The sequence below is a fragment of the Collinsella sp. An307 genome, from assembly GCF_002161805.1.
In the GTDB taxonomy this organism is placed as follows: Bacteria; Actinomycetota; Coriobacteriia; order Coriobacteriales; family Coriobacteriaceae; genus Coprousia.
The window spans coordinates 28,774-49,892 of the sequence record NZ_NFIP01000003.1; the positions used below are offsets into that span (position 1 = coordinate 28,774).

Sequence of the window (21,119 nt, forward strand, 5' to 3'; positions counted from 1 at the left end):
TACTGATGCGGACTCCCGCACGCCCACGACTACCCGACGGGGACTGTGTTTTCATCTTTGGTGCCCGCATTGTAGCACGCGCGAATGTGCGCCGGCAGCGCTGCTGACATGGCGCGACCGGGACTCGCTTCTCGACGCATTCTTGAACATATTGCCTCCCCGGTTACGAAACTTTAAAAAAATTCGAGTTTCGACACCGAGGAGGACCGAATGATGGCTTGGGTAGACCGCAATACGTAGGAAGTTTCGCCATCGTCTATGCTGAACACGAGGTCGTCTCCCTCCAATCCGATCAGGCTGACCGAGCAATCGGCACCCGGATCGACATTCCCCTGCACATGAACCCGCTTATGCGCGCGAACGAGGGCTACAAGGGCATGACCGCGCAGGAAGCGTTTGGGGTAGCGAACGGGGCCGAGCATCGCCCTGCGCCGGCCTTGTCATCAGGTCCTCGCACTGGGCGGTAATCCGAGGAACGGGAGTAAGGATTTGCCCAGCATCGATAATGCTCAGCTACACCCTTATTCCGTCTCCCTGCTCTTGCGGTATTCCGCGAGCCTGTCGTTCAATTCGCGGGTCTCGCGGCTCAGCTTGGCGTTGAAAACAAGAGTGAGGACCGCCAGGATGGTGAGATAGACAACCGTGAAGGTAATCCACGCCCCGGGGTTGTTCACGGGAATCCAAGCAAAGATAAACGCCAATGCGCAGAGGGCTGCGTAGAGGCAAACGCCGAACAGCACCAGGCGCGTGGGATACGCCATCCGTCTGATCACCGCGGGCGTGAAGAACACGAGCTGCAGCGCGGGGGCGGCGATGCACGCGGCGAGAATCGACCAGCAATAGTAAATGCCCTGCTTGGCGGTGTCATCAGCGAAACAAGTCCCTAATGCCAAGAAGGCTATCATGGCAACAGTGAAGCCGATACAGATACTTTTCACGAGTTGTCCGAGGTTTTCCACGGGCGTCTTTTTATCGGTGTCGATAATGTTCCTGTTAATCATTTCAGTCTTCCTTCCTTCGTTTCGACTACTTCAGACCGAGCTTCGATTTGACGTCGGGCGCATACTGGCGCGAGATAACGACCTGCTCACCGTTTTCCAAGGTGGCGATGATCCTGCCGTTGACGTCGGGCTTGAGGGCGGTGATCGCGCGGAAGTTGACGATGCAACCTTTCGCGATGCGCAGGAAGTCACAGTCCGCCAGGCGCTCCTCCATCTCGTAAAGGCGCAGGCTCGTCTCGAGAACCGTGTCGGCCGTATAAATGAACGTGTGCTTGTCGACCGACTCGATGAACAGGACGTCTTCTGCGCTCAGCACGCGCGTGCAGCCGTCGGCCGTGCCCGTCACTTTTCTGTCAAGCATGCGCAGCCGAGCCGCTATATCAAGCACGCGGCGATCGGCCCTTACGCAGACGATCGTGACTTCTATATCTTGAGCTGCTTCTTGTTCTTCGATCGTGATCTTCATGCGTCTCCCTTCGGACCGCTCTCATGCTAGCTGACGAAGATAGCTGAACCTTCGGCGTTCAACCAAGCTGCGCTGTCGAGGAACCAAGATGCAGACTGGGCGAGCTGAACAGCATAAGAGACTGCAGCCGCGCATCCTCAGATCGAGCTCGAAACAGCAGTCCTTGCCGCTCATGAACACCGGCGCATGAAACGCCATGCTCAAGAGCGCTTAGCTTGAAACCCCCTCGCATGCAGCTATCGAATCTGGGATGCTGCCCGATTGGTCGTGCACGACGACGAGCGTACAATAGGTGGAAACCAACAAGAACCTGCCCTCCATGCCAACTCCGTCACCTGACGTGATGGGCGATCTGATTGCTCTTCTGGATTGCCTTGAGAAGAACGCTGACGGAATCACTGAGCAGGACTCCCAGGAGACTGCATTTCTTCATGTTGTTCCTATTGGCAAACCCCGCCCCCAGTTGGAAGCCATCTTAGGCATATCAGCCTTGGAGACGGTGTTGTGACTCATTATTAGCCAGTCTTCGCTCGACGGAATCGGAGTTTGCGTCAACGCTGAGTTCGGGAGCGCATTGAGGTCATTCGCATTTCCTCATGCATTTGAAAGTGGAACCGTTGAACTCTTGGGTGAATAAGCCGCCTGCGACGATTCTTTCGGTCATCGCTCTTGCACATCCCTTCTGGTCTGCGGGAACGTAAGACGGTACAGCCACTGGCTACGATTCACTTCGCTAAGAGGGAGGCCGAATGCGGTCTCCCTCGTTTTTCTCGTACCTTATCGTGTATGCCGTGATGTTTGATCAAATTGGATACACGCAAGCCAACGGCACTATCTATCTGCATGAACGAGACGAATATGTTGTCCTGCTCCATCGGGAGAACAATGGTGTCCTATTGATGGGGTCGAGCGCCAGGCCGACGGGGGCCTTTTGCTTCGGGAACAAAACGCGAAAAGAGTGCGCTCATAGTGGACTCATGTGGTTTCGGGTGCACTCACGTGCGGCTTCACGAGGACGTTTCGCGAGCTAGAGCTTCTGGCGATGATTGCTTTCGGATGGAGCTCTTCCCGCGGCCTGCGGGCAATATTCCTGAGCTCGCGGACCGTGGACAGGGTTGAAGGCCATCCGGCGCCGTCCTGGCTGGATCTCTCTCGGTGTCTTCGGTCTTTCGAATCTTATGGTTGGGCCGAAAGGTGGACCGTACCCCGGATCTCGGGGTACGGCGCCGTGACCAGGTCGCGTTGGCGCCTATGGCTTCCGCTCGGGACGGGCAGTCATCCGCGACCGCGCGCACTGCGCATTAGCGGGCATCCGGCCCCTTGCTATCGGGTTGATTCGATCGCGTCCCCTGGGGTGGGCGGTGTCCTCAACCGCGGCGCGTGCCCCCTCTTGGCATCCCGGCGTCTCCAGCCAGTGTTGGACTGCTGCTGTCGCCTGTGCGTTGCTTTGCGTTTCATGCATAATGCCAACCGCCCCGCAACATCACGTTCGCAGCGCGCAGGGACCGGAGAATCTTCACGAGGAGAGTTGGCGTCTAAGACCTTGTATCGTATAGTATGTATAGCACAGTATACGACGAGGGGAGGTGTACGGATGGAGGCCCAGATGAAGCGCGGCTTCCTCGAGGCCTGCGTGCTCGCGGCCGTCTCGGGCGAGGAGTCCTACGGCTACCAGATCGTGAAGGACGTGCCCGCGAGCATGGGGCTCACGGAGTCGACGCTCTACCCGCTGCTCAAGCGCCTGGAGAAAGCCGGATGCATCACGGCGCGCTCCGCCGAGCACAACGGTCGGCTGCGGCGCTACTACCGCATCACGGACGAAGGCCGCGAGCGCATCGAGGAGTTCCTGGCCGAGTGGCCGTCCGTGCAGGAGATCTACGCATACGTTGAGGAGGCGCACCATGATGCGCGATGAGTTCCTGGGCCGGCTGGGCGAGCTGCTCTCCTGCCTTCCGGCCGAGCAGGTGGAGGAGACCAAGGCTTTCTACGCGGAGGCCATCGCCGACCGCATGGAGGACGGTATGAGCGAGGAGGAGGCCGTGGCCGCCATGGGCACGCCCGGCGAGGTGGCGGAGGCCACGCTCGACGACCTGCCCGCCGTGCCGCGCGCGATCGCGAGGACGCGCCGGCGCAGCACCGCGCTGCTGTGGGTGCTGACCATCGTGGGCTCCCCGGTGTGGGTGCCTCTGCTCGCCGCCTTCGCCGCCGTGGCCGTCACGGTCTATATCTGCATCTGGGTGCTGGCGCTCTGCGTGTGGATCGTCGCGGCGGCGCTCGGGGGCGTGGGCGTAGTTGAGCTCCTGTTTGCCGTAAGCGGCGTCACCATCGGCCATTTCCCGTACGCCCTCGCCTCGGCGGGCGTGGGGCTCGGCCTCGTCGGCGCGGCGCTCTTCGTTGGTGCTGGCGCTTGGGCCGCCTCAAAACAAATTGCGCGCCTCTCGGCGCTCTGGGCGAGGAAGGTCGCCTCGCCCTTCTGGAAGGACAGGGGCGAGAAGGGCGGCGTGGCCGCGCACCTCGCGGCATAGGAAGGAGAGTGCATCATGACCAGCGCGAAGAAGATCCACCTCGCCGTGGCGGGAGGGCTCGTCGCCGCGGGCGTCGTCCTCGCGGGCACCGGCTTTATCGCCTCGGGCTTCGACCCGGCCGTCTTCACGACCCAGATAGACATGCGCGACGACACCATCGTGCTCGGCGGCGTCGAGGTGGACGACCCGACGGGCCTCCCCCTCATCGAGCAGCTCGCTGGAATCGGCGAGGTCGACACCTCCGGCATCACCGCGTCCGAGTCCCCTGCTGCCCCGGAGGCGCCCACCGCTCCCTAAGCATAGCGCGCCCGGCGCCAGCCCGGGCGGGGCGAGCGGCAGCGACGAGCGCGCCTCGCGGACCCGGTCCTCGACCTCGCGCGGCGTGGACCTCGCGAGCCTGCGCGGGCGGCTACTGCGGTCGGACATGGGCTCTCCGGACCTGCTGCGGCGCAGCCACTTGCTCGCCGTCTGGCGGTTGACGCCCATCTGACGCGCGGTCTCGGCGACGCCGAGGCCGGACTCTATGCGCGAGACGAGCGTCTCGCGTCCCCTCGGGGTGAGCCTTGCGTTAGGATGTTGCTCCATGGGAGGGCTCCTCTGCTGTTCGTCTAGACAACTCACAGCATGTGGGAGCCCTCCCTATTTGTCACTACCCGGGTGTAAACAACCTATTGGCACAGAACAGCTAGAACAACCGCCGCCCGCCTCACTGCGCCGAGAAACCCCCGGCGCCGTGAGGCGGGCGGCGGAGTGAGCCAACAGCAAAGCCACGCCGCTAGTAGTAGCCTGTCACCAGCAATCTGCAAGTCACTAGCACCCCACAGCCGTGCCGACAGCATCCCTTGGTCGCCATATCAGCCGCACGGTATAATCTATCCATCGATATATTGGTTGAACCATGGCGTCTCTGCTGTGACCATAAACCTCCGCAAGACGCTAGGACCTTGTTCTAAGGAGATCTGGTGGAGAAAGGTCAAGAGAACCCACCACAAGACCAGGCGCTTGCCCATAGAGTCAGGTGGGCTGACCTCGACAGCGTATTCGAGCACATGGGCGACAATACTAGCGTTGGAGAGGCAAGTAACGGCATCCACCTCATAAATGACCGGGAGCACGTCGCCGTGCGCCAGGACCACGAGGTTCGCATTCCCAATGAATACCTGCAGGAATCATACGTCGGACAGCGCGACAGCGACCTGAGAAAAGCAAGGGAGATGCTCCTTCAGGCCAAGCAGGAACGCCCTTCCTACAAACCTGACATCCTTTTAGGTCTTGCGACAACGTTCCTGGGCTGGTTTCTCGGGGGTTTGTCGTCATCTGTCAATCTCGCATCTTTGCCCGGTATCTTGATGCTCTGCGTAGCACCGTGTGGCGCAGTAGGACTCTTTGTCGCTTTTATCTTTATCCGAAAAGAAGAGAAGCAGGGCAAATCTGATCTGGCCGAGCGCGTCCTAGAACACCTGGCGGATCCCGATGACAAGGAGACCAAGACCGATGAACATTAATGATACGAGCACACAGCTGCTCTTTACCACGGTCCCTATCGTGGGCATTACTACCGAAGGCACGGGCGTCTCGGGTACAGGATTCTTCTTTTCCTATGACCTTGAAGACGGGCGAAACGTGCCCCTGCTCATTACCAATCACCATGTCCTCAAGGATGTGATTCAGGGTCGCTTCGTCATCAATCTGGCCGAAGGTGACGCCCCGTCACGCGAGACCATCAGCGTGAACTTCGACAAGTCATTCATCGAGGGGAAGAAGCTCGGAGAGCTCGACTTGGTTGCGATGCCGGTGGCCCCTGTTCTCAGCATGCTTGAAGAAAACGGGAAGAGGCCCTTCTACCGATCCATCGACTCTGGACTCATCCCGAAGAAGAGTGTGCTGGACAATTTGGCGGCGCTCGAGCAAATCACCTTTATCGGATACCCCAGCGGGCTCTACGACGACTACAACAAGACCCCCCTCATCAGGCAAGGCTGGACTTCCACGCCCGCTTGGAACGACTACAAGGGTAAGCGCGAGTTCCTCGTTGACGCATCTGTATTCGAGGGCTCCAGCGGCAGTCCCGCCTTCATTCTCAACCAGGGCAGCTATCCCACGACCGACGGAATTGCCATCGGCTCCAGGCTGCTGTTCATGGGCGTAATCACTCAAACGATTACGAAGGAGAAGAGTGAGCACCTCGATTTAGGTACAGTCATCAGAAGCGACGCGATGCTCGTCAAGCTCAAACCTTTCGTGGAAGGTCTGCTGTAGCTAAGAGCGCCGTCAAAAGCAGTGACGCCCCTTTGCTCCTTTCCCTAGGATGAGGTGACTGAGCTCGGTATGCTGGTTGACATCTGGCTCCCCAACGGCTCATAGTACAGACACATGGAAAGCCTTCGGGTTTTGTAAGGGCGGGACCCACTGGGCCTCGCTCTTGTTAAAGGCTTTAGCCTGTGCGCCGCGCGCAGCGCGGCGCATCAGAAACCACCCGCTATGCGGGTGGCGCCAACCGGCTTTACAAAGCCGCCCCCTCGCCGGACACTTGCGATTGTTCAGGCCGCAGGGAATCCGAGTGGGGAGGGCGGTGATGGCGTATGGCCCAGAAGGCCTACAGCCTGTCGCACGCGAAGTGGATGTGCAGGCACCACGTCGTGTTCACGCCGAAGCGTAGGCGCAAAGTCGTCTACAACCAAGTGAGGGCCGACCTTGGGGAGATCTTCAGGAAGCTCTGCCGGTACAAGGGGATGGAGATCATCGAGGGGCACCTGATGCCCGACCACGTCCATATGCTGCTGGCGATACCGCCGAAGTACAGCGTGTCCAGCGTGATGGGCTGCCTGAAGGGGAAGAGCTCGCTGATGATATTCGACAGGCACGCGAACATGAGGTACAAGTTCGGCAACAGGAAGTTCTGGGCCGAGGGCTACTACGTGTCCACCGTCGGCCTGAACGAGGCGACGATCGCGAAGTACATCCGGGAGCAGGAGAAGGCCGACATCGCGCTCGACCGGCTGAGCGTCAAGGAGTACGAGGACCCCTTCGATAGGGGGCCGAAGCGGAAATAGCGCCGGTTCGACCGGCCCGTCACGGGTCAATCTGCATGCGGCCCGAACCCCGTGAGGGCCGGCGCCTTTAGACGCGTGCCGGCAACCCAAGGGTTATACCCTAAGAGCAAACCACCCCTTTTAGGGGTGGTTTTGATTATCTGCCCCGATAAGGAGCCCCTGGCGAGAGAGCTCAGCATATTCGTGGACGAGAGCGGCGACCGAGGCGGCAAGGCGCGCTACAATATAAGGAGCTGGACGAAGACGAGAAGTCGTTCGAGAAGCTCGGCATTACATTCGAGGAGAAGGCCTTCTGCGACATCCTCGTGAAGGTGCGCAACGAGCATGGCTTTCCCTACGAGGAGGAGAAGTACCTTGTTCTCGCCAAGGCTATCAAGGAACCCGTCGACGACAAGGCTCAATACGCTGACTGGTCAACGCGTGATAACATTATAAAACCAGCTCAACATGGACCTTACCGTTCTGCTTTATAAGAACGGTTATCCGCAGGAGCGGGACGAAGAGGTATCTGAGAAGGTCCTGGAACAAACTGAAAACCTCAAGGCAGAATCGAACTGCAGCTTCGAAGCGATGAAATGGTCAAAACAGGCAACATCTGATTTGCAACGTCGAACAGCATAGCTAAGGACTATCAAATGGTTGATTTTAAAAAGATGGCAGCATCGCAGAACCCTACGCTGCGCATAAAGCCTGATGAGATTTTCGATAGGCTGCCGAAACCCCAATCCTTTGATGATTTACATAGCAGCCAGGCTGAGGTACTTGATGCATGGTTTGCTAACAGAAAAACGAAAGACACCGTTATCAAGCTTAATACGGGAGGCGGCAAAACCCTTATAGGCCTGCTGATTGCCCTCTCTAGTGCACGAGAGCTAAAACGTGGAGCATTGTACCTTGTCGACAACAAACAGCTTGTCCATCAAGTGTGCGAACAAGCAAGGACACTTGGAATACCCGCTTCCGAATATAACGGAAGGGGATCGCTTACTGCGGATTTCAGAAATGGCTCAACGATTCTCGTTGCCCATTATCAAGCCCTCTTTAACGGCAAGTCCTCCTTCGGCTTGGAAGGAGGACCCGAAGCCGAGGAAGTTTCAGTAATCATCATAGATGATGCACACTCTTCCTTTGACTCGGTTCGAAGCGCATTCACGGTGGAGATAAATGCATCGGATGCGCCTGGCTTATATCAAGAAGTTGCGACGCTCTTTCGCTCAAGCTTTGATGATATCGATAAAGTGTCAACTTTCGACGATTTCGTTTCTGGGACTCGCACAGCTGGCGAAGAGGTGCTGGAGGTCCCATTCTGGGCGTGGGAAAAGCATCGACAGAAGGTCGCCCGAAGCATTTCTGATTTCGCAGCATCAAATAAAAAAGGCACGCTTACGGCAAACTCTATAAGCTTTGGCTGGGATCTCATCAAAGACGATCTCAAGTACTGTCTTGCAACGCTGAGTCGTGACAGATTCTCAATTACTCCAATTCTTCCCCTTGTGGAGAAGTTTCCGACATTCGAAGAAGCACCTAGAAGAGTGTACATGTCTGCAACGTTTGCTGACGAAAGTGCAATCGTTAGATCGTTTGGATGCAAGAAAGATGACATCAACGTCATCTCCCCCAAAACACTTGCTGGTGTAGGGCGGAGGATGGTTCTCGAGATTGGGGCAAAAGAAGAGCTTCGAACCGCGCTCGTCGAGAAAATGATTGCCCTTGCGAAAGACAAAAAGGGCGTCGTAGTCCTCGAACCGAGCTTTGCAACTGCAGAGCAATGGGAACAATTGGGAATCCCCACTGTAAAAGGAAGCGAGGTTGTTCAGGCTGTAAACGCCCTGAAGGTAAGTAAGCTGGACACACCAATTGTATTTGCAAATCGATACAACGGTATTGACTTGCCAGGCGATGCATGCCGTATGCTTGTCGTCTCAGGCATCCCCAAGGGGATGTCCGATCACCATAAATTGATGTCGAAAATCCTAGTCCATAGCAAAGTCTATGCCCGCTCAATCGCCCAAAACATTGAGCAAGCAATGGGCAGAGGTACAAGGGGTTCGGGTGATTACTGTGTCGTTGCTTTGATTGGATTCGATCTTTGCGAGTGGGTTAATGACAACCGCCATGCTGTGTTCTTGACCCCTACAACAAGAGCCCAAATCGAATGCGGGCAAGGCATTATGAACGAAGTAAAGTCAGCAGAAGACTTCGTTGAGGTTATCGATCAGGGAGTCAATGACGACCCCGATTTTGCAGCCTATTTGTCAAGCTATGTGGCAGATAAGGTCAACGATTTTGAATTTGTTGACGACAGCATGCTCGAAGATTTTGCTCTCTGTGAAAGAAAAGCGCTAAACGAATGGCGCAAAGGCAGGAGTGGTCGAGCTGTCGAGCTCCTAAAACAATTTACGAATAGTGAAAATATAGACAATTCAGTAAAGGGACTTGTCCTCCGCCTGGCAGCTCAAATTGCCTATTCGGATGACGATGTAGAGACTTCCAAAGAGCTACAGACTCGCGCAAACGGGCTCAACCGTTCACTTGCTAAGCCCATGTTCTCTAGCTCAGGCTCTGGCGTTAGCTTGCAAGCAAGAAAGATAATTGAATTCATTTCGCACCAAACTCGAAAAAGCAGCGATGTGTCGACGAAATTCGACACAGACTTGAAATCCTTATCGGAGCAATGCGATTCAAGAGAATTCGAATCAAAACTCGAGCTGCTGGGGAAATACCTTGGTGCCAGCTCGAAACGTTACGACGATAACGGTGACGGACCCGACGTTGCCTGGGTTTTTGAAGAAGAGGATATTGCTTTTGCCTTTGAAGCAAAAAACGAAAAACTTTCGGATAATCCGCTCACGAAACAAGAGCATGGACAGCTTCAGGTCGCAAAAGAGTGGTTACGAGCTCAGTATCCAAAAATGAAATGTTTTGCAATATCTGTTCATCCAAATAATTTGGCATACAAGAATGCAAGTGCAGAATCAGCATTAGTGCTTACGCTTAATAAGCTTAACGGACTTGTAAAATCGATTGGTCAATTGATTGCGATCCTAAGTCATGGAACGCTTAATGAGAGAGGTCGATTGGCGGAATGCGAGATGCTAATCGACCAGCACAACCTTCGCCCCGACCAGATCCTTGATACCAGGGTTGAAACATTCATAGCTAAGGAACAAGGGTAGTCTCGTTGTGGATTCCTCGCCAAAACCGAGCGTATTAAAGCGCTTGAGATGTTTTTCAATCTTGGTCATTACAACGGCTGATCTTAGTTTTCAGAAGAGACAACTGCTGGATAACGGATACCCAGAAGTTTTGGCGGCATCCATCCATGCCAACATCCCCGAGTTCATGCAGGAGGGGAGGACCTTCTAGGTGAGATGGAGATCGGCTGTTGACGAGCGGCGCAATAGATGGCGGTGTCGGTTTCAGGCGGAACCGGCACCGCTTTTGTGTGAGGCTTGCTGCAAATGGCGATCAGTGCCCGCGATGCTTCTGCTTGCGCTCCGGTACCGTCAAGATCCTTGCGCACTTTCCGACAGCCTAACTGACCCGCCTTCCGGTACGGCTACTCATCCAGCAGAGTCACGTCCAGGTAGCGCCGGGAGCCCCAGGAGCTCTCCGCAACGTACTTGAGCCTCGCGGTCACGAGCATGAGGGCCGACCTGCCGTCGGGGAAGGTGCCGACCACGCGCGTGCGTCTGCGAATCTCGCGGTTGAGGCGCTCGATGGCGTTGTTGGTCCTGATCCTCCGCCAGTGCTCGCGGGGGAACCTGGCGTACGTCAGCGTCTCGGCGCAGCCGTCCCTGACGACCATGGCGGCCTCCCTGAGCTTGGACTTCTCGAGTTCGGATGCAACCTCGAGGGCCTTGGCCTCGGCGGCCTCGGGCGACTCCATCGCGTGGATCGCCTTCAGCATGGCGGCGACCCTCGGGCGCCTGGTCTTCGGCACCCTCGCCAGAACGTTTCTGTAGAAGTGGACCGTGCAGCGCTGGTAGGCGGCCTCCGGGAAGACCTCGGCGATCGACCCCACCATGCCGGCGGCCTTGTCGCCCGTGAACATGCGAACCCCGCGCAGGCCGCGCGACCTCAGCCGGGAGAGGAACTCCCGCCAGCACTCCGAGGACTCCGTGAAGCCCTCGGCCGCGCCTATGACCTCGCGGTAGCCGTCGTCGTTGACACCTATCGCCACCATCACGGCCACGTTCTCGTAGGAGCCTCCCCAGCTGCGCTTGAGGTAGATTCCGTCCACGTAGACGTAGGGGTACGCCCGCTCGAGGGGCCTGTTCCTCCACGCCTCCACGGCCTCGAACGCCCTCTCGTTGAGGTTGGAGACGGTCGCCGCGGACACCGACGACCCCCACAGGATCTCGCTCACGTCCTCAATCCTGCGCGTCGAGACGCCGGCGAGGTACATCTCTATCATGGCCTCCTCGACGCTGGTCTCCCGGCGCCGGTAACGTGAGTATTTGCCCCTTTTGATACCGTCTGATATTGCGATCTGATACCGGCGGCATCGCGAGTCGATACCGCCGGCGTCTTCGATAGGTACCGGTGAGGCGCGCCCTATTCGAAACCGGCCCCCAGCTTCCTCCTCATGTTCATCTCGCCCATGTCGCGCAGCTTCCTCTTGGTCTCCGTCGAGAGCTCCATCGCCCTACACCTCCCCGTAGAAGTCCGCGCCGCGCACGTAGCCGGCCTCGTCGTCGCCGGGGCCGCCGTCGTCGCCGGGCCGCGCCCCGGCTGCCAGGTCCTGGCCGGTCTCCAGTATCGGCTTCAGGTGCTTGTACCTGGGAGACGGCCTGCCCGAGGCCAGCGCCATCTGGCAGGCGCGCTCGAGCCTGGGCCTGGTGTAGCGGTGCTCGAGCCTGAGCGCCGCGAGGGCCGCGTTGAAGCCCTGCTCCTCGTAGTCCACTCGTTGGAAGATGCGGTCCACCACCTCCCTGCAGGACGGGCCGACGCGGTCCGCCCACCTCCTTATGCGCCCGGCGTCCCAATCGGAGTACGACCTCCCCACGGGCAGGTCGCCGGCGTGCGTCGAGTAGCGGTTCCGGGCGTAGGCCGGGAACAGCGGATGCGTGGCGCGCCGCTCGCCTCCGAGGAAGACCTCCACCGTCGAGTCCGTGACCCTCAGGTCGACCGTCCTCCCGACCGCGAGATGGCTCACGGAATAGTAGTTGCGCCTGTAGGCGACGTGGCGGTTGCGCTGGACCTTGCGACCGTAGACCCACTCGCAGACCTCGTAGGGGACGGCGGGGAGCGGGTGGAGCAGCGGCTCCTCCTGCTCCTCGAAGACCTGTCGGCGCGTTCCCTCGCGCTTGGCGAAGGGGCGCGCGTTGTGCTCCTCCAGTCGCTCCGCCACGGCCCTCTTGAGCTCGTTGAAGTCGGTGAACACGGTGTCGCGCAGGGCCGCGATGATCTCCAGTGCGGCCTGCCAGACCTCGCTTTCCGCGCTCGGCTTGTCGCGAGGGGTCGCGACGCGTGCCGGCATCACGGCCGAGCCGTAGTGGGCCGCCATCTCCCGGTACGCGCCGTTGGGCACGACCTCGCCCTCGCGGGGATGGCTCTTGACCCCGGTCTTCAGGTTGTCGGGCACGATGCAGGGCGTCGAGCCGCCGAGGTAGGCGAACGCGTGCACGTGGCAGCGGAGCCATGTATCCTGCTTCATGTCCAGCGTCGGCTCGACGTAGGACATCCGGCTGAAGGGCAGGCAGGCCACGAACAGGTAGACCTTGGAGACCTCGCCCGTCGCGGGATCGACGAGCCGCATCGTCGGCCCGGCCCAGTCGACCTCCATGATGCGCCCGGCCTTGTGCCCGACCCGGCTCACCACCTGCTTTCTCACCGTGAACTCCCGGTAGCGCTTGCAGAACCGGCCGTAGGACATGAAGGGCTCGCCCTTCGACCTCGCATCGTCGCGGTACTCCTCGTGCAGCCGCTTCAGCGTGACGCCGACCCGGGCGAGCTCGCGGTGCACGCGGTCCCAGTCGGGGTCGCGGTAGACGGGCCCCTCATGCACCCTCTCGGGGAACAGCAGCGCGTAGGCCTCCGCGTCCGACATCCCCTCGACGTCCTCCCAGGCGACGCCCCTCTCGTCGGCGGCGTGGAACGTGTCGACCACGCTCGTCTTGGAGACCGGCTGCGTCCGCGCTATCACGGTCGCCGACAGCCCCGATGCCCTGAGCCTCAGTATCTCCCTCACGGGTATCCTTCTCGCCATGCCCGATACCTCCTTGTCTCGCTGGAACACATGGCGCTGCGAGCGTAGCGCTGGCGCGATGCCGCGGCGCGGTGGCATCTGCGGCCGGTATCGAGGCGGAATATCGGTGGTATCGAAAGGGAATATCTGCGTGGGCGCGAGGCGGTATCGATTCGTGCTACACCCGGTACCGAGAAGGACGATTACTCAGTAGCGCTCGATGATCGCCGTGGTGAAGCGCATCCCCTTGAGCTTTGGCATGCGGATCGTGACCTCGCCGGACGTCGTCGTGAGCTTGCGCTCGTAATGGCCGGCGCGGTACGCCTCGCGATCAGCCGTCCGCTCGTAGCGCTCCGCGCCGACCAGGTCGTCGGCCTCCTCGTCCAGGAGGCCGTTGAGCATCTCCTCGACGGTCCTCCTGACGAGCTCGCGCAGGTCGGCCCTCAGCGACTCCTCGTTCAAAGATACAATGGAATCGGGCATGGTCTACCTCCAATATGCTTCTTGTCTAGGCAACTCGAATCATACCGGGGCGGGCCGTGCCCTCCTTTCTTACCTGGACGCTATTCCGCTGTCAAAGTGCGCAAGAAATTGTACGTTACCCTCTCCTTCATCGATGACTCGGAGCGCGCGGGCAAGGGCGTTTGTATGGTCGGCGACGGCGTCAACGACGCGCCTGCGCTCAAGCGCGCGCTTGTGGGCATCGCCATGGGAGGCGTCGGCAGCGATATCGCCGTTGACGCGGCGGACATCGCACTCGTGAACGATGACATCGCCGAGCTGCCGCACCTCCTGCGCCTCTCCCGCCGCATGATGACGACCATCAAGATCAACCTCACGTTCTCGATGACGCTCAACTTCATCGCGATCGCGCTCGCCATCTCGGGCGTCCTGAACCCTGTGGTGGGCGCCCTCGTGCACAACGCGGGCTCGGTGCTCGTTATCGTCAACTCCGCGCTTCTACTGGGATGGAAGCCGCGCGTTCGGTAAGGCTGCTAGGGGCGGTATTCGGCCTAGCGGCGAGCTTGATGATTGACGCTTACGAGGCGTCGCTGTAGAAGCATCCGTTACCACCGGGCGAGAAACGCGAGCGTCTGGGTGAAGGCGTCCTCGCGGCTTTGCCGGCATGCTTCGGGGTGGGCGCGCTCGACGCGGAAGAGCCTGAGCGAGGGTGTCTCCATGGGCACGAGGATGTGGCTCGCGTACTCGTAGGAGCGTCGCGTGATCTCGAAGGGATGGGCATGCTCGGCGAGGCGCTGCTCGACGATCCGACAGGCCTCGTCGCTCGGCCACATGGCGTCATGCGATGGGCTGGCGAGAAGGACGGGCCCGTTGATGCGCTCCACGGCAATCCAGGCATCGTCGGGCGCGCGCTCAACGATCCGCTCGTAGACGAAGCGCATGTCGAGCTGGCGCTCGGCGACGATACGGCGGATGATGCCGAGGTAGGGGAGCCTCCCGCCGCCCGGCGCGCAGGGCACGGGCTCGCCGCGCCAGGTCCAGCTCGAGCGGTCGCTCAGGCCCTTGCCGGCAATGCTTTTGTTGCCAGTGATGCCCGGCATGGCGCAGGCGAGCGGGGAGATGGCGACGACGCAGGTGATCTGAGGCATGAGCGAGGCGGCGAGAAGCGCAAGCTCGCCGCCCTTGGAGATGCCGTAGATTCCCACGCGGTCAAAGCCACGCTGGCGGAGATGGGCGACGGCACGCTCGATTGGCTCGATCGGCACCTCGATGAGCTCGTCGGGGAGTCCCGGCACGTTCCAGTAGCACAGGCCGAGCGCCGCGATGCCCTCCCGTGCGAAACGCGCACCGAGGTTGCGCGGGATGTTCTCGTTGCCCTCGCTGCCGCCGAGCACGATGAGCGCCTTGCCGGAGTACGCTTCAACGTGCCGCTCCGGCAAGTGGAGGAATCCGAAGAAGCCGTCTTGCTCGACGGTGAACCGTTCCATGTCCCACTTCCCAACGACAGGCCCCACAGCGGACCGTTTGATGCTTCCTAGAGACGTCGAGCGCTTTTTGCGGCCAGCGCGATGGTGGTGCCGTTGTGCAGGAGCGCCGAGGTCTGGGGTCGGATGATGCCGATGATTCCCGCAGCGAGAAGAGCCGAGTTGATGCCCATAACCGCGGTGAACGAGCGGTCGAGGCGCCCCATGAGGGAGCGGCTGAGCGCGTGCAGGCGCACGATGGCGTCGAGCCCGCCCGCGGCGAGCGTGACGTCGGCGACCTCCTGCGCGATGGCGGTGCCCGTGCCCATGGCGATACCCACGTCGGCGGCGGAGAGCGCCGGCGCGTCGTTAACGCCGTCGCCCACCATGACGACGCGTTGTCCGCGAGCCACGAGCGCCTCCACGTAGGCATGCTTTTCCTCAGGGAGCAGGTCAGCCCGGTACTCGGTGATGCCCGCCTCGGTGGCGATGCGTGCGGCGGTGCGCTCGTTATCGCCGGTGAGCATGATGATGTGGTCGATGCCCTGTGAGCGAAGCGCCGCAATTGCCTCGGGCACTCCTGCCTTTAAGGGATCTTCGATGCCGAGCACGCCCACCAGCTTTCCGTCTTGGGCGAGGTAGAGCGGTGAGAGGCCTTCGAGGTCGCCGTCGATGCGCGCCTCTGCCTCGGGAGCGACTTCGACGTGCTCGTCCTCCATCACGAAGTGGCGGCTTCCGATGACGATTCTCTTGCCATCGAGCGCCGATGCGATGCCGTGCGCCACGATATAGGCAACCTCGGCATGGCGCTCGCGATGCTCGAGGCCGCGCGCGGCGGCGGCCGCCACCACGGCGCGCGCCACGGGATGCGGGAAATGCTCCTCCAGGCAGGCCGAGGTGCGCAGCACCTCGTCCTCGGTCCAATCGGGCACGAGGGCGAGCACGCGCGCGACCCGGGGCGTCGCCTCGGTGAGCGTTCCCGTCTTATCGAACACGATGGTGTCGGCGGCGGCGATGGCCTCGAAATGCTTGGCACCCTTGACGGCCATGCCTTCGTGCGCGCTCTGGCTCATGGCGGCGAGCACGCTGATGGACGACGTGAGCCTGAGAGCGCAGGAGTAGTCGACCATGAGGGCGGCCGATGTCTTGGCAAGGCTTTTCGTGGTCGCCGCCACAAGCCCCGCAAGCAGGAAGTTCCACGGCACGAAGCGGTCCGCGAGGTGCTCGCGGCGCGTCTGGATCTCGCTTTTGAGCTGCTCGGAGGCTTCAACGAGATTCACGATGGAGCGGAGCTTGGTCGATGTGGGCTCGGCGCCCACGCGGATGACGATCTCGCCCTCTTCAACCGCGGTGCCGGCGAAGACGTCGTCGCCGGCCATGCGCTCGACGGCAAGCGGCTCGCCGGTGAGTGCCGCCTGGTTGACCATGGCCGCACCGCGTACCACCACGCCGTCGACACACACGGGCATGCCGGTGCGCGCCACGACGAGGTCGCCCGCGCGGAGACTCTGGGCGGGCACGGTGACCTCCTCGCCGTCCTCGAGGCGCCGGGCGTTTTGGGGAATGGCCATGAGGGAGCGAATGAGTTCGTGCTCTGAGCGTTCACGGGTGGCGTCCTCGAGGACCTCTCCCAGGTCGAGGAGGAACATGGTGCTCGCCGCGGTTTTGGGGTCGCGCTTGACAAACGACAGGCCGATGGCCGTGGCGTCGAGTACCGGCACATCGAGGCGGTGCCGCATGAGCGAGGTGAGGCCGGCGCGCAGAAAACCGAGGTAGTGAAGGCCGGCCCATACCGCCCTCAGTGCGGGTGGGAGGAGCCAGCGGCGGATGAGATGGTTGCCCACTAGGCGGATGATGCTGCGCGCGGCGGACGGGACCGCGGGTGCGAGCGCCGTGGGCGCTTGGGCGCTCGCAGCATCGAGCTGGACGCGGCTGAGCTCGTTCAGCCGATCGAGCAGGGAGGTTCTTGTAAGGGCGTCGCGGTACCAGATGGCGACCGAGCGAATGCGAGGGTAGGAGCGCACGCGCTCGACGCCTGTCCACGAAGAGAGCGAGGTCTCGAGGGCGAGGGCGTCGGACGCGTCAAGGTGATCGGCAAACGTAAGACGCAGCCGCCCCGGCACCTCGTGTTCGATGACGTATCGCACGGGCGCGCCTACGCCTTAGCGGGGACGGTCTCTGCGGCGGTATCCGACGCGCCGTCTTCTTCGTCCTCGACGCCGTAGACGCTTTCATTGAGATACGCGGCTTCGGCGACGATGTCGTCCATCTCGGCTCGCGCGCGTTCGACGGTGTCTTCACAGGCCTGCTTCGCGCGCAGCCCAGCCGCGACGGCTTCGACGTAGACGCGTTTCGCCCCGTCGCTCGTAAGCACCTTGGCGCCAACAGACCCAATCAGTACGCCCGCGCCCAAAAGTAGGCCGTGCGTCCCCTTGAGAAAGCCCAGAGCACTCATGCGAAACTCCTCTCCGCGCACAACAGTACGCCTTGGTAAACAATTACAAGTTAACTGTAGCTCACTCTGAGGAGGGGAGTGGCGTGATTTGCGAATTGGGAAGAACTTGCCGCCAAGAATTCGAAAGAATGCGACGGCTGGTCGCATCCATGGCGGAGCGCTTTCCCGGCGGGCGGCTGGCGTTCGATGTGGCGAGGGAGAACCGCCGACAAGCGATCCGCAGACGATCGTGACGGTCTGCATATAGTATAGGTCCGGTGGTGATTAGGCGAGCAGGCAGATGAGCATCGCGGTGAACATGATCGTGAACACGAGGTTGCTCCACCCGCCGAAGAGAATGCATCGCGCTGGTTGTGGCACGCGCATCTATACGAGACCTAAAAAGCTCGTCACGATGGGCGTGAAGACGACAAACCAGGCCGGGAAGACGGTCTGCCCGAGCACGATGGCGATGGCGAACAGGATGAACCCGGCGTACATGGGGGTCGTTGCCAGGCGCATGAGAAGCATGATGTTGGCGGAGACTTCCTCGTAGAGATCCTCGTGCCCCGCCTTGGCGATGATGGAGAGGTAGGCGTACTGCGCGTGGTAGGCGCCGCCGCAGATGAGCGCGAAGGCAAGGATGGCTGCCGCAAGCCAGACGAGCCAGGCGAGGTCGCCGCGCGCCATAAGGGGAAGTGCCAGAAAACCGAGCACGTAGAGGAAGGCTGCGACGGGTCCCAGCGCCCCTCCCACGCGCACGCGCGCAGCGGGAATATCGCGCATGATGTGCAGGTACGGCTTGAGCGTACCGTCCATGTCGTAGACACCGGGGGTGAAGTAGAGCAGCATGTCTCCGGCGAACATGAGCAGCGATCCGAGAAGGCCGAGGGCGATGAATGTGAGGACGAGTGGCATGGTTCTCCTATCCTACAGGTCGCGCACGGAATAGCCGGCGTCTCGGACTGCCTGTGCGCAGGCTTCGCGGTCAATGGGCGTCTTCGACAGAATGTGCGCTGTATTGCGGCCAAGATCGACGCGCGCCCAGGTGCCCTCGAGCGCGTTGAGCGCGTTCTCGACGTTGCGCGCGCACCCCTCGCAGCTCATGCCCCCAATAATGAGCTCCGCGGCATACGGATAGTGCGCCTCGTCGGTATCCGCGACTTCGACCCGCTTTGGTTTGGGTGCGCGCTCGCTGTCGCTGCAGCCGCAGGCGCAACCGCCGGAGCCAACTCGACGCACATAGCGCACGGCGATTACGGCGACCAGGACGATGGCGGCTGCGACGATGATGAAATCTGCCATGATGCGCTCCTTCCATTCGAACGAGATGGCTCGCTCTTGTATAAAATGTTAGCCTTAGTATACTCTCGGAGAGCTTGGAACCGCACGTTCGAAAGAAGTATTTCGAGCAGGAGGGTGTAGCGCGCGCAAGGTTCGGTCGGCTTCGCAAACAACGGCCGCACAGGCGAAGGCGCTGCCCGTGCGAGAGCCAGGCCGCTTTAGGCGACGTTCGCGAACGTTGCGCGGGTAAAGTGCGAGCCCGCCGGTTTTGCCGAGATTACGCGTGTGCAGCGCTTCTAGTTTGAAAACGGTATTTCAGCGGCGTCATGCCGAACTTCCGTCTGAATGCCTCGCAGAACTTGCCCACGTTCGCGTAACCCACGGCGTGCGCAATGTCAGCCACCGGCGAATCACCGTGTTTGAGCAGCTTCTCTGCCCGGCTCATGCGGACGTCCAAGAGGTAGTCCGATATGCACACCCCATGCACTCCCTTGAAATACCCTTTCAGCGTGGTTGGTCTCACGCCGAGGAGGGCCGCCACCTCGGCGATGCTCCTACGCCGGCTGATGTCATCCGTCAATAAAGCCTCCGCGCGCTTCGCGATGTCGACCTGACGCCTCGAGTAGATGGCAGACTCGCTCTCCCGGCGCGGCGCCCCAGAGCCTGCGATGCGGAGCAGAAGCAAGGGTATCGTGAGGCGGAGTCGCGCATGCTCGAAATCTCCCGCGCTTGGTATAAGCTCACGAAACAGCCGGGATTCCTCCGGCGCTGCTGCCCTCGTCCAGTTCCTTATGCGTCCAGCCCTCAGATGTGCGGCGATTTCGTTCAAGTTGACGCCGCACGCGGCGAAGAACTCGGGCGGGCGGGCAAGGCTGCTCCGATGAAGGAACAGCTCGACGCCTTCGTAGAAGGCGCAGGGGAACGAGAAGTCCCATACCGTCGTGCGCCTCCCGGTCAGGGAGATCGCCCGTCGCGAGGGGTGCTCCGAGCGCGCCGTGAAGTACAGCCTTGCGCGCGCACGGAGGCGGATGAGGGCCTTGTTGACCGACGGGGATTGAAGGTCGCTCAAGCCCGTTCGGCCCCTGCCCGAACGGGCTTGAGTATCTCGGGGTCAAAAATGATTCGGCTCGGTGACCATGCCGCCGGCAAGCCGCCGCGCGTTAGCGTTCCTAGAACTCCCCCTTGACTTCGTGAACGCCCTCCCTCTCGCCGAATCGACGCCGCCTCCACTCGCTCGGTGCGGTTCCGTATTCCCTCTTGAACGCGGAGGAGAACTTGCTCGGGTTCGCGTAGCCGACGCGCACGGCGGCTTCGGCGACGCGCATTCCCCTGGCAAGCAGGGCGGCGGCGACCTCCATGCGCCGCTTGCGGAGGTACCCCGCGACAGTGCTCCCGTATGCCCGCGAGAAGTACTGGTTGAGTGTCGCCGCGCTCACACCGAACTCCGACGCTAGCACGCGGGCGTCGTGGGCACAGTCGAGAGAGCCCTCGAGCTCGTCGTGCACGGCGGCAACGATGCGCATCTGGGTGCGTGTGAGGATGAAGCGGGGTCTGGCGCAGGAGAGGTCGCGACGTTGGAGGCCAAGCAGCAAGCCGAGAACCTCGTAGGTGGCCAGAGCCCTGTCGGGTGCTTCGACGAGGGCGGCGATGCGTCTCATATGCTCGTTGAGCTCGCCGTCGCCGCTGAGCACGGCGGCGCTGCCCGCCTGTCGCGCGATGGCCTCGACGGCATCCTCGTCATCGAGCAGCGAGAAAAGTGGCGATCGAGCGATACGCGTGTTCACGAACACCTCGACGCCCCGGTAGCGTCCCGAGGGGTACCGGAACTCGGCGGGGCGCTCCTGCGAGCAGCTGATGCACACCTCGCCGGCCGAGACCGTCGCCAGACCCCCGCTCGGGACGTCGACCTCGCAGCGGCCCTCGTGGCACAGGTTTATCGTCAGCCATTTGCCCCGCGAGAACGCGGGGAGGGGGACGGACGGGGCCTCTGGGACGTTGGGGCACCGCTCGCACGCGAAGTCGACGTTGGCGACGAACAGGTCGCGCGACAGGGGTCGGCCTCGCATGCACCCGCTCCCGACCGGGTGCGACAGCACCAGCTCGTAGACGCCGTCGGCGTCTTGGACGAGCTCGACGCCGGAGGCGACGCGCAGGCGCGTCCCCCGGTTGCTCTCCGTATCGGTGAAGGGTGCGTTCCCCATAGGCTATCTCCCGTTCGCGCAGTCCAGCCCCATTCGTCTC

The 21,119-nt window shown here is 61.1% G+C and carries 21 protein-coding genes and 2 pseudogenes; 11 read left to right on the plus strand and 12 right to left on the minus strand.

All coding sequences use genetic code 11. The annotated features are described in order from the left end of the window. Positions 1-521: 521 nt before the first annotated feature. Both B5F89_RS03230 and B5F89_RS03235 read right to left on the minus strand, forming a co-directional pair. Positions 522-1,001, minus strand: a complete 480-nt coding sequence (locus B5F89_RS03230; RefSeq protein ID WP_087430376.1) for a DUF3021 family protein — start codon at positions 999-1,001, stop codon at positions 522-524. A gap of 25 nt (positions 1,002-1,026) precedes the next feature. Beyond that, entirely contained in the window at positions 1,027-1,467 is a 441-nt protein-coding gene (locus B5F89_RS03235; protein ID WP_087430377.1) for a LytTR family DNA-binding domain-containing protein, read from the minus strand. 292 nt (positions 1,468-1,759) lie between these two features. Here B5F89_RS03235 and B5F89_RS09970 point away from each other — a divergent pair, with 292 nt between their 5' ends. From B5F89_RS09970 to B5F89_RS03285, 10 genes are all read left to right on the plus strand, one after another. After that, a complete protein-coding gene (locus tag B5F89_RS09970; RefSeq protein WP_143758329.1) occupies positions 1,760-1,975 on the plus strand; it encodes a hypothetical protein in 216 nt (71 codons plus the stop codon). 1,086 nt (positions 1,976-3,061) lie between these two features. Then, entirely contained in the window at positions 3,062-3,382 is a 321-nt protein-coding gene (locus tag B5F89_RS03245) for a PadR family transcriptional regulator (protein ID WP_187324847.1), read from the plus strand. After that, the gene (locus B5F89_RS03250) at positions 3,369-3,992 is read left to right on the plus strand and encodes a DUF1700 domain-containing protein (RefSeq protein ID WP_143758330.1); all 624 of its coding nucleotides are present in this window, start codon (positions 3,369-3,371) and stop codon (positions 3,990-3,992) included. The genes B5F89_RS03245 and B5F89_RS03250 overlap by 14 nt, the downstream gene beginning before the upstream one ends. Positions 3,993-4,007: 15 nt before the next feature. Further along, the gene (locus tag B5F89_RS03255; protein ID WP_087430379.1) at positions 4,008-4,289 is read left to right on the plus strand and encodes a hypothetical protein; all 282 of its coding nucleotides are present in this window, start codon (positions 4,008-4,010) and stop codon (positions 4,287-4,289) included. 665 nt (positions 4,290-4,954) lie between these two features. Continuing rightward, the gene (locus tag B5F89_RS03265) at positions 4,955-5,497 is read left to right on the plus strand and encodes a hypothetical protein (protein ID WP_087430380.1); all 543 of its coding nucleotides are present in this window, start codon (positions 4,955-4,957) and stop codon (positions 5,495-5,497) included. Continuing rightward, complete coding sequence (locus B5F89_RS03270) at positions 5,487-6,251, plus strand: trypsin-like peptidase domain-containing protein (protein ID WP_087430381.1); 765 nt, start codon at positions 5,487-5,489, stop codon at positions 6,249-6,251. The genes B5F89_RS03265 and B5F89_RS03270 overlap by 11 nt, the downstream gene beginning before the upstream one ends. 323 nt (positions 6,252-6,574) lie before the next feature. Continuing rightward, the gene (gene tnpA, locus B5F89_RS03275; protein WP_087430382.1) at positions 6,575-7,045 is read left to right on the plus strand and encodes an IS200/IS605 family transposase; all 471 of its coding nucleotides are present in this window, start codon (positions 6,575-6,577) and stop codon (positions 7,043-7,045) included. A gap of 269 nt (positions 7,046-7,314) precedes the next feature. Further along, positions 7,315-7,518, plus strand: coding sequence for a type I restriction enzyme endonuclease domain-containing protein (locus B5F89_RS10340; protein ID WP_343206319.1), 204 nt, complete (start codon positions 7,315-7,317; stop codon positions 7,516-7,518). Continuing rightward, positions 7,493-7,666: a hypothetical protein gene (locus B5F89_RS10285; RefSeq protein WP_204230563.1), complete on the plus strand. Its 174-nt coding sequence runs from the start codon at positions 7,493-7,495 to the stop codon at positions 7,664-7,666. Before B5F89_RS10340 ends, B5F89_RS10285 begins: the two co-directional genes overlap by 26 nt. 14 nt (positions 7,667-7,680) lie before the next feature. Further along, a complete protein-coding gene (locus B5F89_RS03285; RefSeq protein ID WP_087430383.1) occupies positions 7,681-10,221 on the plus strand; it encodes a DEAD/DEAH box helicase family protein in 2,541 nt (846 codons plus the stop codon). Positions 10,222-10,604: 383 nt separating this feature from the next. Here the strand turns inward: B5F89_RS03285 and B5F89_RS03290 are convergent. The 3 genes and pseudogenes from B5F89_RS03290 to B5F89_RS03300 all read right to left on the minus strand — a co-directional run. Next, a pseudogene (locus B5F89_RS03290) lies at positions 10,605-11,498 on the minus strand (IS256 family transposase); the annotation flags it as partial. A 195-nt stretch (positions 11,499-11,693) separates the two neighbouring features. After that, a complete protein-coding gene (gene istA, locus B5F89_RS03295; RefSeq protein ID WP_087430384.1) occupies positions 11,694-13,256 on the minus strand; it encodes an IS21 family transposase in 1,563 nt (520 codons plus the stop codon). A 189-nt stretch (positions 13,257-13,445) separates the two neighbouring features. After that, positions 13,446-13,718: pseudogene (locus B5F89_RS03300) on the minus strand (transposase); the annotation flags it as partial. 108 nt (positions 13,719-13,826) lie between these two features. Between B5F89_RS03300 and B5F89_RS03305 the strand changes: the two are divergent. After that, complete coding sequence (locus B5F89_RS03305; protein ID WP_204230565.1) at positions 13,827-14,225, plus strand: HAD-IC family P-type ATPase; 399 nt, start codon at positions 13,827-13,829, stop codon at positions 14,223-14,225. A 77-nt stretch (positions 14,226-14,302) separates the two neighbouring features. Here B5F89_RS03305 and B5F89_RS03310 read toward each other — a convergent pair whose 3' ends face one another. The 7 genes from B5F89_RS03310 to B5F89_RS03340 form a co-directional block, all read right to left on the minus strand. Next, the gene (locus tag B5F89_RS03310) at positions 14,303-15,184 is read right to left on the minus strand and encodes an acyl-CoA thioester hydrolase/BAAT C-terminal domain-containing protein (protein ID WP_087430386.1); all 882 of its coding nucleotides are present in this window, start codon (positions 15,182-15,184) and stop codon (positions 14,303-14,305) included. A gap of 47 nt (positions 15,185-15,231) precedes the next feature. Further along, the gene (locus B5F89_RS03315) at positions 15,232-17,307 is read right to left on the minus strand and encodes a heavy metal translocating P-type ATPase (protein ID WP_087430387.1); all 2,076 of its coding nucleotides are present in this window, start codon (positions 17,305-17,307) and stop codon (positions 15,232-15,234) included. Positions 17,308-17,315: 8 nt separating this feature from the next. Continuing rightward, a complete protein-coding gene (locus tag B5F89_RS03320) occupies positions 17,316-17,615 on the minus strand; it encodes a DUF6110 family protein (protein ID WP_204207611.1) in 300 nt (99 codons plus the stop codon). Between the two features lie 366 nt (positions 17,616-17,981). Next, complete coding sequence (locus B5F89_RS03325; protein ID WP_087430388.1) at positions 17,982-18,512, minus strand: DUF6796 family protein; 531 nt, start codon at positions 18,510-18,512, stop codon at positions 17,982-17,984. A 12-nt stretch (positions 18,513-18,524) separates the two neighbouring features. Further along, on the minus strand, positions 18,525-18,899 hold the full coding sequence (locus B5F89_RS03330; RefSeq protein ID WP_087430389.1) for a heavy metal-associated domain-containing protein: 375 nt from the start codon (positions 18,897-18,899) through the stop codon (positions 18,525-18,527). A 256-nt stretch (positions 18,900-19,155) separates the two neighbouring features. After that, positions 19,156-19,947, minus strand: a complete 792-nt coding sequence (locus B5F89_RS03335; RefSeq protein ID WP_087430390.1) for an AraC family transcriptional regulator — start codon at positions 19,945-19,947, stop codon at positions 19,156-19,158. A 100-nt stretch (positions 19,948-20,047) separates the two neighbouring features. Continuing rightward, positions 20,048-21,079 (minus strand): AraC family transcriptional regulator, encoded by a 1,032-nt coding sequence (locus tag B5F89_RS03340; protein ID WP_087430391.1) that lies wholly within the window; start codon positions 21,077-21,079, stop codon positions 20,048-20,050. Positions 21,080-21,119: the final 40 nt, after the last annotated feature.